Genomic DNA, 13,629 nt, shown 5'->3' on the forward strand with positions numbered 1-13,629 from the left:
GGCCAGCCCGTCGTCACCGACGCGCCGGCCCCGCGCGCCCGCGGCAGCATCGCTTCCCGTCCGACCCTCGTGACGACGGTCGACGTGAACGCGATCCTGCACAACGTGGAACACGGCGGCAAGACCATCGTCGACGCGCGCGCGCCCGACCGCTTCCGCGGCGAGAACGAAACGATCGACCCGGTGGGCGGCCACATCCCGGGCGCGAAGAACCGCTTCTTCAAGGACAACCTGCAGGCGGACGGCCGCTTCAAGGCGCCGGACCAGCTGAAAGCGGAATTGAAAGTGGCGGTGGGCGATCCGCAGGACGCCATCATGCAATGCGGTTCCGGCGTGACCGCGTGCCACAACCTGCTCGCGCTGGAAGTGGCCGGGATGCCGGGTGCGGCGCTGTATCCGGGATCGTGGAGCGAGTGGACGGCGGATCCGCGGCGCGCCGTGGCGACGGGCGCCGCGTAAACATCGTCAGTGACTGAAGTCGTACGGCGCCGGCAAGAAATCCGCCAGCGTGAACAGCACGACCGACAGCACGAGGGCCACGACCACGTAGGCGAAGCGCGACGGCTTGTCGCGCAATGCTGCAATCCATTCACTCAAGAGCTTCGCCATACCGGCCTCCGTTCAGCTAACGGCCCAGCATAGGTCGCAAGGAATCGCCCTGTCAACCGCAGGGCGCAGCGTTTAGTATCTTAATGGCCGTGCGTCAGGACCAGCACGATGACGACGCCGAGGCCGATCAGCAGGACTTGCGGAATGGATTCGCGCACGGTGGCCCGGCGCTGCATCTGCGGCATCAGGTCGCTCACGGCGATGTAGATGAAGCCGGACGACGCGAACACCAGCACGTACGGAATCAGGTCGCTGGCGCGGTCCAGCGTCGCATACCCGAGTATCCCGCCCAGCACGGCCAGCAGGCTGCACAACAGGTTGAACACGTAGGCGCGCACGCGCGAGAAGCCGGCGTTCAGCAGCACGATGAAGTCGCCGATCTCCTGCGGGATCTCGTGGGCGATGATGGCCACGCCCGTGACGATGCCCAGTTGCGGATTGGCGAGGAAGGCGGCCGCGATCAGGATGCCGTCCGTGAAGTTGTGCATGCCGTCGCCGATCAGGATCATCCAGCCCGCGCGCCCGGCCTGGCGCGCGTCGTGGCCATGCGCGTGATGGTGCCCGTCGCCCTCGTGGTGGTGCGAATGGCGCAGCAGCGCCACCTTCTCCAGCAGGAAGAACGCGAGCAGGCCGCCCAGCAGGGTGGCGAACAGCGCATGCGTGTCGGCCTTCGACTCGAACGCTTCCGGCAACGCATGCAGCAGCGACGTCGACAGCATGATGCCGACCGACAGGCTGACCATGCGTTCGACGACCTTCGACAGCAGCGTAAAGGAAAACACCGCGGCGGCCGTGATGCTGACCACGCCCGCCAGGCCGGTGGCCAGCAGGATGGAGATGAGAATCGGGTCGATCTGAAAGCCTCTTCTTTTTCTGGGGGCGTGCGGACGCACACGCCCCGGGCGCAAACCGTTGATTGTAACCCGACGGGCGTGCCGCCGTCAGCCGACGCCGTGTTCGCGGAACCAGGCCAGCGCGCGCGCGAAGCCGTCGCGGGCATCCTTCGCGTTGTAGCTCGGGCGGTAGTCGGCGTAGAAGGCGTGGCCCGCGTCCGGGTAGACGACGATCGCGGAATCGCTCGTCCCCTCGCCCAGCGCGGCCGTCATCCGTTCGACCGTGGCGACCGGGATGCCCGTGTCCTTCGCGCCGTACAGGCCGAGCACGGGCACGGTGAGCGTGGACGCGACGTGGATCGGGTGCGCCGGCTGGCCCGGCGGATTCGGATCGGCCACCAGCTTGCCGTACCACGCCACGGCCGCCGTCACGCGCGGGTTGTGCGCCGCGTACAGCCACGTGATGCGCCCACCCCAGCAAAAGCCGTTGACGCCGAGCCGGTCGATATCGCCGCCGTTCTCGCCGGCCCACGCGACGCAGGCGTCGATGTCGCCCATCACCTGGGCGTCCGTCACCTTGCGGATGATTTTTGCCAGGATCGTGGCCATGTCGGGGAGCGTGGACGGATCGCCCTGGCGGATGAAGAAGTCGGGCGCTAGCGCGAGATAGCCCTGTTTGGCAAAGCGGCGCGCGACGTCGGCGATGTGTTCGTGCAGGCCGAAGATCTCGGACACGACGATCATCACCGGGAGCTTGTCCCGCCCCGCCGGACGGGCGACATAGACGGGCACTTCCTGGCCGCCGACGGCCAGGCGAATGGTGCCGACGGCCAGGCCGTCGGACTCGGTGTGGATCACGGACTGCGCCGCGATGGGTTGGGCGGCCGCCGCGAAGCCGCTTGCGTTGTCGTTCATCGCCTTCCTTCGTTGGGTCTTGAAAGGCTTGCTATCTTAGCAGCGGCGGCGGCGGCGCGCTTGTTCAGGGTGCCAGCGTGAAATCGACCTTGGTTGCATTGGCCGTCGAGATGTCGACGAGGTCGATGGCCTTCGTCGTGTAGCCCGTGCCGGCCGCCTCGACGCGGTACTTGCCCACGCCCGGCAGCACCGTCGTCGCTGCCGTGAAGGTCAGCGGCAGGGTCGCGCTGTAGACGGCGTACCGCGGCGCCGTCACCGGCAGGTTCGCGATCACGTACGCACCGGTGGAAATATCGGCGCCGGCATACTTGACGGTCACCGTCGGGCCGGCGGCGAACGTCTGCTTCGCCGACACATAGGCCGCTTCGGTGGCGTTCGCCGGCAGGGTCACGGTGCCCGCAATAGCTCCCGTTGCGCCGGCAGGCAGGTCGAGCGGTGCGCCCGTGGTGCTCAGCACCGTGCTGCCGCTGGCCGCCACCGGCACGGCGCCGACCACGCCCGCCGCGTGGCCGTCGGCCGTGATCACCACGTCGTAGTTGCCGGTCGCAAGGTGCGACAGGAAGAATTCGCCCGTCGTCGCATTCGGCACGGTGGACGCGATCACGACGCCGTTCTGCTGCGCCGACACGGTCACGTGGCTGCCCAGCAGCGACGCGGCGACGACGCCGGAGATGCCGACGGCGGCCGTCGGCACGACCTTCACGACGGGTTTCAACAGGTAGCGGCCCTTCCCTTGCGTGACCACCGATTTGCAGGCGTCGAAGTCGAGCACGAGGTCGACCTGCTGGCCGGCCGCGACATCGAATTCCCTGGTCAGCTTGATGCCGCTCTGGGTGGCGCTCGGCGTCACCAGCGCCTGTTCGGTGCCGCCCGTCGGCACGACGGTATTCGCGTTCGCGTCCAGCACGAGGCGCAGCTGCGAATAGTGGCCGGCGGGCAGCGGCGTCTGGCCCAGCGTGTCGAGCACGCCGTTGGTCAGGTTCAGCAGGTTGATCTTCCGGGCCGGGTCGAGGGTGATGTCGGTCCAGCCCGCGTCCGTATCGCCCGCGCTGGCGCTGGCATTGACGCGGACCTTGCTGACCGTGACGTTGACGGCATCGAAACCGCAGGCCGGCGCATCGGTCAGCGCGACGCTCAGGGTGCCCGTGGACGCGGTCGTCGCCGGTCCCGGCGTACCCGAACCGCCGCCTCCGCCGCCGCAGGCGACGAGAGTGGTTGCGATCAGAGCGCTGCCTGCCAGCAGCCCGGCTTGGTGGAATGTCTTGTTCATGGTGTGTGCCTTGTATGGATGCCCGCCTCATCACGGACGGTACATACAATCTACATTCCGGTCGGAAATTTTTATGTTAAGCAACGCACATTGAAACGTCTGCTTACACCTGAAGCATCTTGTAGCCGGGAAAACATACTGAACAAGATATGTTTGACAACATAATATGGCTGAGTATTCTGCATGGCACTCACCCACTTGCGAGGACCACCATGAATACTTCCATCACCGTCAACGGCATGCAGATCCACGTGGAAGAACACGGCAGCGGCAAGCCGCTCGTGCTGCTGCACGGCGGGATCATGGCCAGCGAAGCGTTCGGCCCGAACATCGCCGCGCTGGCCGAGGGCCGCCGCGTGATCGCCATCCACCTGCAAGGCCACGGCCACACGCCGGACGTGGACCGCCCGCTGCGTTTCGAAACGCTGGCGGACGACGTCGCGGGCGTGATCCGGGAACTCGGCCTGGGCAAGGCCGACCTGCTGGGGTATTCGTTCGGCGGCGGCGTCGCGCTGCAGACGGCGATCCGGCATCCGGACGTCGTCGACCGGCTGATCGTCGTGTCGGCGGCAGCCGGCCGGGACGGTTTTTATCCGGAAGTGCGCATGGCCTTCGACCACATGGACACGCAGGCCGCGCAGATCGGCGCGCACGTTGCGCAGTCGCCGCTGGGCAAGCTGTATCCGGCCGTGAACTGGGAAACGGCTTTCCGCAAGATGGGAGAATTGCAGAGCCACGACTACGACTGGATGCCGCAGGTGAGTGCCATCCAGGCGCGGACGATGCTGGTGTTCGCGGATGCGGATGCGATCACGCTGGAACACATCGCCGGGTTCTACAAGGCGCTCGGCGGCGGGCAGCGCGACGCGGGGCTGGATGGGTCATTGCGCGCCGCCGCCCGGCTGGCCATCGTGCCGGGGACGACGCATTACAATTTGCTGGCGACGACGGAAGTCGCGCGGTTGGCCGGGGAGTTTTTACAGGCTCAGTGAGCCTCCTCCCAGTTCGTTCCAACACCGGTTTCGGCCACCAGCGGCACCTTCAGCGTGGCCACGCCGCCCATCAGTTCCGGCAGCTTCCGCTTGACGAGTTCCAGCTCCTCCTGCGGCACTTCCAGCACCAGTTCGTCGTGCACCTGCATCACCATGCGGGTGCGCAGGCCGTCTTTCTCGATCCAGTCCTGCACGGCGATCATCGCAAGCTTGATCAGGTCCGCCGCGGTGCCCTGCATCGGCGCATTGATCGCGGCCCGTTCGGCGCCGGCGCGGCGCGGGCCGTTCGGCGAGTTGATCTCCGGGAGCCACAGGCGGCGGCCGAACACCGTCTCGACAAAGCCCCGCTCCTTCGCGAGCAGACGGGTCTCGTCCATGTAGCGCTTGACACCAGCGAAGCGCTGGAAGTAGCGCTCGATGTAGTTGCTCGCGGCGCCCCGTTCGATGCCCAGGTTCTGCGCGAGGCCGAACGCGCTCATGCCGTAGATGAGGCCGAAGTTGATGACCTTCGCGTAGCGCCGCTGCTCGCTCTGCACTTCTTCCGGCGGCAGGCCGAAGATCTCGGCGGCGGTGGCGCGGTGGATGTCCTCGCCGGCCGCGAACGCGCGCAGCATCGCCTCGTCTTCCGAGATGTGGGCCATGATGCGCAGCTCGATCTGCGAATAGTCGGCCGACACGATCACGCTGCCCGCCGGCGCCACGAACGCTTCGCGGATGCGCCGGCCTTCGCTCGTGCGCACGGGGATGTTCTGCAGGTTCGGATCGTTCGACGCGAGGCGGCCCGTGATGGCGACGGCCTGCGCGTAGTTCGTGTGCACGCGGCCCGTCTTCGGGTTCACCATCTTCGGCAGCTTGTCGGTGTACGTCGACTTCAGCTTGGAGAGGCCGCGGTGCTCCAGCAGGATCTTTGGCAGCGGATAGTCTTCCGCCAGCTTTTGCAGCACTTCTTCGTCGGTGGACGGCGCGCCGGTCGCCGTTTTCTTGATGACGGGGAGCTGCAGCTTGCCGAAGAAGATCTCGCCGATCTGCTTGGGCGAGCCGAGGTTGAACGGGCCGCCGGCCAGTTCGTAGGCCTGCTGCTCCAGTTCCATGATGCGCGCGGCCAGCTCGTTCGACTGCGCCGCCAGTTTATCCGCGTCGACCAGCACGCCGTTGCGCTCGATCTTCTGCAGCACGACGGACGTCGGCAGCTCGATGCTGCGGTAGATATAGTCCAGGCCCTTGTCGCTTTCCACGTGGCCGATCATCGCGTGGTGCAGGCGCAGGGTGATGTCCGAGTCCTCGGCCGCGTACTCCGTCGCGCGGCCCAGCTCCACCTGGTCGAAGCAGATCTGGTTCACGCCCTTGCCGCACACGTCGACGAAGGGAATCGTCGTGTAGCCCAGGTGGCGCAGCGCCATCGTATCCATGTCGTGCGGCTTGTGCGATTCGAACACGTACGACTGCAGCAAGGTGTCGTGCACGATGCCGCGCAGTTTCACCCCGTGGTTTTCGAAGATGTGGCTGTCGTACTTGAGGTTCTGGCCCAGCTTCGGCTTGTCCGGATTTTCCAGCCACGGCTTCATGCGCTCGAGGACCTCTTCGCGGTTCAGCTGCTCCGGCACGCCGGCGTAGCGGTGCGCGAGAGGGATGTACGCACCCTTGCCCGCCTCCACCGACAGCGAGATGCCGACCATCTCCGCCGTCATCGGGTCGAGCGACGTCGTCTCCGTGTCGACCGACGTCAGCTCGGCTTTATCGATCAGCGCCAGCCAGCGCTCGAACTGCTCCTGCGTGGTCACCGTCTCGTACTCGCCTTTGATAATCGGCATGCCCGGTTGCGTACCCGCCGCGCCTTCCGGCGAATTCAGCGCGGGCGCACCGGACGCGCCGGGCATGCCGTACTTGCCCGCGTTGCCGGGGCCGATCTCGCGCAGCATCGTTTTGAAACCGTAGCGCTGGAAGAAGTCACGCAGCGCGTCCTTGTCCTCGGGACGGCCGATGAGGGTCTCTTCGATCGACACCACGTGACCCGCCAGGTCGCAGTCCGTCTTCACGGTGATCAGTTCGCGGCCCTTCGGCAGCCAGTCCAGCGCGGCGCGCAGGTTCTCGCCGACGGCGCCCGTGATCGACGCCGCGTTCTCGATGACGCCGTCCAGCGAGCCGTGCAGGGTCAGCCACTTGAGGGCCGTCTTCGGGCCGCACTTGGTGACGCCGGGGACGTTGTCGACGGTGTCGCCGATGAGGGTCAGGTAGTCGATGATGCGGTTCGGCGGCACGCCGAACTTGGCCAGCACGCCCGCTTCGTCGAGCTTTTCGTTGCTCATCGTGTTGATCAGCATGACCTTGTCGTTGACGAGCTGGGCGAGATCCTTGTCGCCCGTCGAGACGACGGTGTTCAGGCCGCGCGCCGTCGCCTGCGCCGCGAGCGTGCCGATGACGTCGTCCGCTTCGACGCCCTCCACCATCAGGATCGGCCAGCCCATGTGGCGCACGACTTCGTGGATCGGCTCGATCTGCCTGGCCAGGTCTTCCGGCATCGAGGCGCGCGTCGCCTTGTATTCGGGATACAGGTCGTCGCGGAACGTCTTGCCCTTCGCGTCGAACACACAGGCAATGTACGCGGCCGGGAAGTCCGCGCGCAGGCGGCGCAGCATGTTGACCATGCCGTGCATCGCGCCGGTCGGGTAGCCGTCCGGGCTGCGCAGGTCGGGCAGTGCGTGGAAAGCGCGGTATAGATAGCTGGAACCGTCGACGAGAAGCAGGGTGTTGTCCATAGGGCAGAGTAAAAAGTGGGCCGCGGCGGCACGGCAAAACGTGCGCCATTATCGCAGAATCGGGAATGGAGAAAAGCTGGGCAGGCGATGTCATCCAGATGGGGACGAAGCCACACTTTTCACAGCGAAGTGGCGCCGTTTGTTACAATGAACTAAACGACAAAGGTGATCATCATGCCGCGTACCCCTATCCGCCTCGCCACTTTCGCGCTGTTCCTGACTTGCCAGGCAGGATTGGCCGTGGCCCAGCAGCAGACCGCGCAGCCGACCCCGAGCCCGGCGCCGCCGAAACTCGAGCGTATCGAGCCGGGCAGCGACGTCCCCGCGACCACGATTCCGCCGAAGCGCGGCACCCAGATCAAGGAAACGCGCGACGGCGGCCAGGTCACCGAAGTCGAAGTCACCACGCCCGGTGGCAGCCATTACTACATGAAACCGAACACCCAGCCCGGCAACGCGCAGACGAATTCGATCCGCGCGCCGCAGTGGAAGGTGGGTGAATTCGACCTGTCGGGCAAGCGGAAAGCCACGAGCGAATCCGGTACCAACGCCCCGACGACGGCCGACGCGCCGCCTCCTCCTCCCATGCCGGCTACCGCCGAGCCAGAGAAGAAGTAACCAGCCCGGTCGCCTGAGGCGACCGCACCCGCGACTTTTCCTACTTACACAATGGCAGTCTTCACCCCGGTCACGCTGGATGACCTCTCCCAGTGGATCAAGCAATTTCCTCTTGGCAAAGCACTCGCGCTCAAGGGCATCGCGAGCGGTATCGAAAACAGTAATTTCTTCCTGACGACGGAACGCGGCGAGTACGTCCTCACCATCTTCGAAAACCTGAGCTTCGAGCAACTGCCCTTCTACGTGCAGCTGATGCGCCACCTGGCCGAGCGCGGCGTTCCCGTGCCGGCGCCGGTGGCGAACGACGCCGGCGAGCTCGTCGTGGCATTGCACGGCAAGCCGGCCGCCATCGTCAGCAAGCTCGACGGTAGCTCGCAGATGGATCCGCAGCCGGTCCACTGCGCCGAAGTGGGCACGATCCTCGCGAAGATGCACCTGGCCGGCCGCGACTTTGCGCTGCGCCAGCCGAACCTGCGCGGGCTGGACTGGTGGGTCGAGACGGTGCCGAAGGTCCTGCCGTTCCTCGACGCGGAGACGGCCGCGCTGTTGCAATCCGAACTCGCATTCCAGCGCGACTTCGCGGCTGGCTCGACGTATGCCGAGCTCGAGCGCGGCCCCGTCCATGCCGACCTGTTCCGCAACAACGTGATGTTCGTCGGCGAACGCCTGTCCGGCTGCTTCGACTTTTATTTTGCCGGCTGGGACACCTGGCTGTTCGACCTGGCCGTCACCGTCAACGACTGGTGCATCGACCTGGACACCGGCCGCCTCGACGAGGCACGCGTCGTGGCGCTGACACGCGCGTACCACGCGGTCCGTCCATTCACGGCGGCCGACCACGCGGCATGGCTGCCGATGCTGCGCGCGGCGGCGCTGCGCTTCTGGCTGTCGCGCCTGTATGATTATCACCGTCCGCGCGAAGCCGAAATGCTCACGCCGCACGATCCGACCCACTTCGAACGCGTCCTGCGCGAGCGCATCGCGCAAGGCGCCCCCGACCTCACAGCATGAACGATTTACCCGCACGTACCGGATGGGAGTGGCTGAAACAAGGCATGGGCCTGTTCCGCAAACAGCCTGCCGCCCTGACGACGCTTCTCTTCGCCAATATCCTGTTCAGCATCGGCCTGTCGGCCGTGCCGATCCTGGGTTCGGTACTTGCGGTCGTATTGATTCCGTCGTTCACGATGGCGTTCATGCAGGCGTGCCTGATGATCGAGAACGGCGACCGGGTCACCCCGGCCGTGCTGCTGACGGGCTTCCGCCAGCCGGCGCTGGCCGCGCTGTGCAAGCTGGGGCTCGTCTACCTGGCCGTGTCGCTGCTGATGATGGTGATCACCCGGCTGGCGATTCCGCCCGAGGTGATCATGCAGATGATGCCGCGGCCGGACGCCAAGACGCCGCCCAACGTGCAGACGTCGCACATGCTGGCCCTGTTCGGCGTCTTTTTGCTGGACGTGGCCGTGCTGGTGACGCTGTGCTTCGCCGCCCCGCTCACCTACTGGAAGCACATGGGACCAGGCAAGGCCACGTTCTACAGCTTCTTCGCCGTCATCCGCACGGCGCGCCCGTTCCTCGTGCTGCTGGCGGCGTGGTTCGGCATCTTCTTCGGCGTGTGCATCTTGGCCGCGCTGGTGTTCGGCGACGCGGCGCTGGGCCGCGTCGTGCTGATGTGGCTGATCTTCCTGTTCATGCTGCTGCTGCAGTGCGCGATGTATGCCGGCTACCGCACCATCTTCGGCAAGCCGATGGAGAAGGCACCGCAGCCGATATGACGTCGGCGTAATGGTGGGCACAGGGCCCACCATTACGCGTACATGCTCATCGGCCGATCCGTTCCAGCTTGGCCACCGACAGGTCGAGCACCTTCATCCCCGCCGCGCCAAAATTGATCTGCGCGCGCGCGTTGCTGCCGCCGCCTTCGATGTTGACGATCACGCCCTCGCCGAAACGCGCGTGGCTGACCGATTCGCCGATGCGCCAGCCGGTGCCGTTGCCGCCGGCCGACTTTTGCGCGATCTGCCTGGCGATATGATTGTCGCTGCCGCCTTCGCGGAACTCGGCATCGTCCCACGCCGTCGTCGACTTGCGGCCCGCGAACCAGTTCGTCTGCACGCGCGGCGTCAGCCATTTCAGCGCGTGCTCCGGCAGCTCGTCGAAAAAGCGCGACTTCATGTTGAAGCGCGTCTGGCCGTGCAGCATGCGCTGCTGCGTAAAGCTCATGTACAGGCGCCGGCGCGCGCGCGTGATCGCCACGTACATCAGGCGGCGTTCCTCGTCCACGCCATCCATCTCGCGGGCGCTGCTCTCGTGCGGGAACAGGCCCTCTTCCAGGCCCGTGATGAACACGGCGTCGAATTCCAGACCCTTCGCCGAGTGCACGGTCATCAGCTGGATCGCTTCCTGGCCGGCCTGCGCCTGGGCATCACCGGCTTCCAGCGATGCGTGCGCGAGGAAGGCGGACAGCGGCGACATCACGGTCGACAGCGCGGCATCCGCGTCGAGCACTTCCACGCCGTCGCCGTCCACGATCGCCGTGCCGGTGGCAGCCTGCGCCTGCGGGCCGAGGTGGGCCGGCGCATGCGTGCCGAAGCCCTCTTCCTGCACGAACTGGGTGGCCGCACCGACCATCTGTTGCAAGTTCTCGATGCGTTCCTGGCCCTCTTTCTCGTTGCCGTAGTGCGCGAGCAGCGTGCTGCGCTCGAGCACGACGCGCACCATTTCCGGCAACGGCAATTGCTGGGTCTCGAAACGCGCGCTCTCGATCAGCTTCACGAAATTGCCTAGCGCCGTGCCGGCCTTGCCCGTCATGTACGGGACCGCCGCGTACAGCGACACGCGGTACGACTCCGCCGCCATCTGCAGCTGCTCGATCGAGCGGGCGCCGATGCCGCGCGTGGGGAAGTTCACGACGCGCAGGAATGCCGAGTCGTTGTGCGGGTTGTCCATCAACTGCAGGTAGGCGATGGCGTGCTTGACCTCGGCACGCTGGAAGTAGCGCAGGCCGCCGTACACGGTGTACGGGAGGCCGGCCGCGAACAGCGCGTGCTCGATCACGCGGCTCTGCGCGTTGGAGCGGTACAGCACGGCGATCTCGCTTTTCGACACGCCTTCGGCCATCAGGCTCTTGGCTTCGTCGATGATCCACTGCGCCTCTTCCAGGTCGGACGACGCTTCGTAGATGCGCACCGGCTCGCCCAGCCCCGCGTCCGTGCGCAGGTTCTTGCCGAGGCGTTTCGCGTTGTTCGAGATGAGGTGGTTGGCGCTGTCGAGGATATTGCCGTGCGAGCGGTAGTTCTGCTCCAGCTTGATCAGGTTCTTCACCTCGAAGTCGCGTTCGAACGCCTGCATGTTGCCCACGTTCGCACCGCGGAATGCGTAGATGCTCTGGTCGTCGTCGCCGACGGCGAACAGGGCGCCGCCGCGCTGCTCGCCGTGGCCCGCCAGCAGCTTCAGCAGGTTGTACTGCAGGTCGTTGGTATCCTGGAACTCGTCGACGAGGATGTGGCGGAAGCGCATCTGGTAATGCTGGCGCAGCGGGTGATTGCGCTGCAGCAGCTCATACGCGCGCAGCAGCAGCTCGGCGAAGTCGACGACGCCTTCGCGCTGGCATTGCTGGTCGTACAAGTCGTACAGCTCGGCCATGCGCTTCTGCACGTGGTCGTACGCCTCGACCTCGTGCGCGCGCTGGCCCCGGTCCTTGGCGTTGTTGATGAAGTACATCAGGTCCTTGGCCGGATACTTCTCGTCGTCCACGTTCAGCGCCTTCAGCATTCGCTTGATCATCGACAGCTGGTCTTGCGAATCGAGGATCTGGAACGTCTGCGGCAGCGCGGCGTCGCGGTGGTGCGTGCGCAGCAGGCGGTTGCACAGGCCGTGGAACGTGCCGATCCACATGCCGCGCGTATTCACCGGCAGCATCGCCGAGAGGCGCGTGAGCATCTCCTTGGCGGCCTTGTTCGTGAAGGTCACGGCCATGATGCCGGCCTGGGACACCTGCCCGGTCTGGATCAGCCAGGCGATGCGGGTGGTCAACACCCGCGTCTTGCCGGACCCGGCGCCCGCGAGAATGAGGGCGCTCTGGGACGGCAGCGTGACGGCCGCCAGTTGTTCGGGGTTCAGATTGTCGAGGAGATTCATGCGGACATTATAAAACGTCGGGACGCCCTCGGCATCGCCGCGGCAGGATTTTTACTGATGATATATACAGTATCACTGTTTCCGCAAGGCTCGCGAGCGCCGTGTTCATCACTTTTGACGTACTTTTGACGACAGATGCGGTCCAGCTCCGGATGCGGGCATGGACCGGTTTTGTGTAACGCAAGCGAACGCTATGGCATAAGGAGGTAACAAATGCTGAACCGTGTAGTGACGGTCGCCGCGCTGGCCGTCGGCGGCATGATGCTGTCCAAAAAACTCAAAGGCAATAAATCGGGCATGGGCTCGTCGATCATCGAAACCATCGAGGTCAACGTCCCCGTGCGTACCGCCTACAACCAGTGGACCCAGTTCGAGGACTTCCCGCAGTTCATGGGCAGCGTCCACGAGATCCGCCAGCTGGACGACAAGCGCCTGCACTGGAAGGCCAACGTGGCCGGCGAGGAAAAGGAATGGGATGCCGAAATCACGGAACAGATCCCGGACAAGCGCATCGCCTGGCGCAGCACGAGCGGCGTGCCGAACGGCGGCGTGGTGACCTTCCACAAGCTGTCCGACGACGCCACACGCATCACCCTGCAGATGGATTATGAGCCGGAAGGTCCGATCGAGAAGATCGGCGACGCCCTCGGCGCCGTCCGCCTGGAAGCCCGCGGCAACCTGCAGAAGTTCAAGGACCTGCTCGAGAAGCGCGGCAAGGAAACGGGCGCATGGCGCGGCAGCATCGCGCAGCACTGAGCACGACGCCTCTCATGAGCGCCGCCCGCCGGGCGGCGCTTTTTTTGGCAGGCGGACGTTGCGGACACGACCGACGGTGCGTTACCTAACACGGTACATGGGCGACCGGGGAGTAGGATGAAACCCTGACGGCATATCGGAATATGCCGGGCAACCGTTGAGGAGAAACCCATGGCAACGACAGACGACCCCGTACGGTCGAGGACGCAGGATGCGTTCCCCGTCGACAATCCCGTTCAGGCCCTGCTGCGCGACCACGACCTGGTGCGCAAGCTCGCCGACGCGTACCGGAACACGCAAAGCGCCGACGTCCGGAAGCAGGCGGCGACCCAGCTGATCCATGCGATCCACATGCACTCGCGCCTCGAGGAAGGCGTGTTCTATCCCGGCGTGCGCCGGGTGGACCCGAACCTGATCGCCCGCTTCGAGGAAGACCACCTCGCCGTCGACGACCTGCTGGCCACGCTGCAAGGCATGTCGCTGGACGAAGCCCGCACCGAGCCGCTGGTACGCGAACTCATCGATGCCGTCCTGAGCCATATCCGCCAGGAAGAAGAACAGCTGTTCCCCGAACTCAAGCAGGCGGCGCTCGACCTGACGTCGATCGGGCTGGAGATGCAGGCCTTCGAGGCCAATCTCGTGCATATGCAGGCCCAGCTGAGCGATCAGGCCTCGCGGCGCTAGCGTCGGGGGGGGGGGGGGGGGGGGGGGGGGGGGGGGGGGGGGGGGGGGGGGGGGGG

The 13,629-nt window shown here is 65.7% G+C and carries 13 protein-coding genes; 7 read left to right on the plus strand and 6 right to left on the minus strand.

Features of this window, described 5'->3' with window-relative positions; genetic code table 11:
* Positions 1–459, plus strand: a 459-nt coding sequence (locus ACEN88_RS11620) for a sulfurtransferase (protein ID WP_413339746.1), incomplete at its 5' end; no start/stop codon positions are given.
* Positions 460–465: 6 nt separating this feature from the next.
* Here ACEN88_RS11620 and ACEN88_RS11625 read toward each other — a convergent pair.
* The 4 genes from ACEN88_RS11625 to ACEN88_RS11640 form a co-directional block, all read right to left on the minus strand.
* The gene (locus ACEN88_RS11625; protein WP_156403652.1) at positions 466–609 is read right to left on the minus strand and encodes a hypothetical protein; all 144 of its coding nucleotides are present in this window, start codon (positions 607–609) and stop codon (positions 466–468) included.
* Between the two features lie 80 nt (positions 610–689).
* Positions 690–1,391 carry a ZIP family metal transporter gene (locus tag ACEN88_RS11630; protein ID WP_229411932.1) on the minus strand — a complete coding sequence of 234 codons (702 nt, stop codon included), beginning with the start codon at positions 1,389–1,391 and terminating at the stop codon, positions 690–692.
* A 159-nt stretch (positions 1,392–1,550) separates the two neighbouring features.
* Positions 1,551–2,357, minus strand: coding sequence for a dienelactone hydrolase family protein (locus ACEN88_RS11635; RefSeq protein ID WP_413339748.1), 807 nt, complete (start codon positions 2,355–2,357; stop codon positions 1,551–1,553).
* Between the two features lie 64 nt (positions 2,358–2,421).
* Positions 2,422–3,627, minus strand: coding sequence for a DUF4382 domain-containing protein (locus ACEN88_RS11640; protein ID WP_413339750.1), 1,206 nt, complete (start codon positions 3,625–3,627; stop codon positions 2,422–2,424).
* 212 nt (positions 3,628–3,839) lie between these two features.
* Here ACEN88_RS11640 and ACEN88_RS11645 point away from each other — a divergent pair, with 212 nt between their 5' ends.
* Positions 3,840–4,619, plus strand: a complete 780-nt coding sequence (locus tag ACEN88_RS11645; protein ID WP_413339752.1) for an alpha/beta fold hydrolase — start codon at positions 3,840–3,842, stop codon at positions 4,617–4,619.
* Here the strand turns inward: ACEN88_RS11645 and polA are convergent.
* Positions 4,613–7,375 (minus strand): DNA polymerase I, encoded by a 2,763-nt coding sequence (polA, locus tag ACEN88_RS11650; RefSeq protein ID WP_413339753.1) that lies wholly within the window; start codon positions 7,373–7,375, stop codon positions 4,613–4,615. The genes ACEN88_RS11645 and polA overlap by 7 nt on opposite strands.
* A gap of 174 nt (positions 7,376–7,549) precedes the next feature.
* Between polA and ACEN88_RS11655 the strand changes: the two genes are divergently transcribed.
* Genes ACEN88_RS11655 through ACEN88_RS11665 form a run of 3 tightly spaced genes read left to right on the plus strand, consistent with a single transcriptional unit; the run spans position 7,550 to position 9,768 of the window.
* A complete protein-coding gene (locus ACEN88_RS11655; RefSeq protein WP_413339755.1) occupies positions 7,550–7,993 on the plus strand; it encodes a DUF2782 domain-containing protein in 444 nt (147 codons plus the stop codon).
* A gap of 51 nt (positions 7,994–8,044) precedes the next feature.
* Entirely contained in the window at positions 8,045–9,004 is a 960-nt protein-coding gene (locus ACEN88_RS11660; RefSeq protein WP_413339757.1) for a homoserine kinase, read from the plus strand.
* Positions 9,001–9,768 (plus strand): BPSS1780 family membrane protein, encoded by a 768-nt coding sequence (locus tag ACEN88_RS11665; RefSeq protein ID WP_413339759.1) that lies wholly within the window; start codon positions 9,001–9,003, stop codon positions 9,766–9,768. The genes ACEN88_RS11660 and ACEN88_RS11665 overlap by 4 nt, the downstream gene beginning before the upstream one ends.
* Before the next feature lie 46 nt (positions 9,769–9,814).
* On the opposite strand, the gene ACEN88_RS11670 is transcribed toward ACEN88_RS11665, so the two are convergent.
* On the minus strand, positions 9,815–12,133 hold the full coding sequence (locus ACEN88_RS11670; RefSeq protein ID WP_413339761.1) for a UvrD-helicase domain-containing protein: 2,319 nt from the start codon (positions 12,131–12,133) through the stop codon (positions 9,815–9,817).
* 213 nt (positions 12,134–12,346) lie between these two features.
* Here ACEN88_RS11670 and ACEN88_RS11675 point away from each other — a divergent pair, with 213 nt between their 5' ends.
* Together ACEN88_RS11675 and ACEN88_RS11680 are read left to right on the plus strand one after the other, a co-directional pair.
* Entirely contained in the window at positions 12,347–12,889 is a 543-nt protein-coding gene (locus ACEN88_RS11675) for an SRPBCC family protein (protein ID WP_413339763.1), read from the plus strand.
* 171 nt (positions 12,890–13,060) lie between these two features.
* Positions 13,061–13,573, plus strand: a complete 513-nt coding sequence (locus ACEN88_RS11680) for a hemerythrin domain-containing protein (RefSeq protein WP_413339765.1) — start codon at positions 13,061–13,063, stop codon at positions 13,571–13,573.
* Positions 13,574–13,629: the final 56 nt, after the last annotated feature.

The sequence above is a fragment of the Massilia sp. CT11-108 genome (genome assembly GCF_047302915.1).
Taxonomy (GTDB): Bacteria; Pseudomonadota; Gammaproteobacteria; order Burkholderiales; family Burkholderiaceae_D; genus Telluria; species Telluria orientalis.

Coding starts and splice junctions, on each gene's coding strand:
- ACEN88_RS11625 (WP_156403652.1), bottom strand. CDS start 609: ATGGCGAAGCTCTTGAGTGAATGGATTGCAGCATTGCGCGACAAGCCG.
- ACEN88_RS11635 (WP_413339748.1), bottom strand. CDS start 2,357: ATGAACGACAACGCAAGCGGCTTCGCGGCGGCCGCCCAACCCATCGCG.
- ACEN88_RS11640 (WP_413339750.1), bottom strand. CDS start 3,627: ATGAACAAGACATTCCACCAAGCCGGGCTGCTGGCAGGCAGCGCTCTG.
- ACEN88_RS11645 (WP_413339752.1), top strand. CDS start 3,840: ATGAATACTTCCATCACCGTCAACGGCATGCAGATCCACGTGGAAGAA.
- polA (WP_413339753.1), bottom strand. CDS start 7,375: ATGGACAACACCCTGCTTCTCGTCGACGGTTCCAGCTATCTATACCGC.
- ACEN88_RS11655 (WP_413339755.1), top strand. CDS start 7,550: ATGCCGCGTACCCCTATCCGCCTCGCCACTTTCGCGCTGTTCCTGACT.
- ACEN88_RS11660 (WP_413339757.1), top strand. CDS start 8,045: ATGGCAGTCTTCACCCCGGTCACGCTGGATGACCTCTCCCAGTGGATC.
- ACEN88_RS11665 (WP_413339759.1), top strand. CDS start 9,001: ATGAACGATTTACCCGCACGTACCGGATGGGAGTGGCTGAAACAAGGC.
- ACEN88_RS11670 (WP_413339761.1), bottom strand. CDS start 12,133: ATGAATCTCCTCGACAATCTGAACCCCGAACAACTGGCGGCCGTCACG.
- ACEN88_RS11675 (WP_413339763.1), top strand. CDS start 12,347: ATGCTGAACCGTGTAGTGACGGTCGCCGCGCTGGCCGTCGGCGGCATG.
- ACEN88_RS11680 (WP_413339765.1), top strand. CDS start 13,061: ATGGCAACGACAGACGACCCCGTACGGTCGAGGACGCAGGATGCGTTC.